We start from the raw sequence: 273 nt of genomic DNA on the forward strand, positions 1-273 counted from the left end.
GGCTTGCCGGTGGCCGCGCTGCGCGCGAGCTTCTGCGCGAACTCTTCCTCGATCAGCAGTTCGTCGACACCGCGCTTCGTAACGGCGAGCGCGTGGCGGACTTCGTCGGTGATCGGGAAAACGGGCTTGGAACTGGGTTCGGTGCTCATCGGTGCCAGGAAGAATGTCGCAAAGACAGGGATTTTCCCATAACTTGCGCGCGCATCGCTTAACGACGCGTCAGGTTGCGCGGATAATCAGGTGCGAGGCGCGCGGCACCGGCCCGCGCCGCTC

The 273-nt window shown here is 64.5% G+C and carries 1 pseudogene; it reads right to left on the bottom strand.

Annotation, left to right across the window (positions count from 1 at the left end):
- Positions 1-158: pseudogene (locus SB816_RS31575) on the bottom strand (tyrosine--tRNA ligase); the annotation flags it as partial.
- Positions 159-273 lie beyond the last annotated feature (115 nt).

Source organism: Achromobacter sp. SIMBA_011 (genome assembly GCF_046535435.1).
Taxonomy (GTDB): Bacteria; Pseudomonadota; Gammaproteobacteria; order Burkholderiales; family Burkholderiaceae_B; genus Achromobacter; species Achromobacter dolens.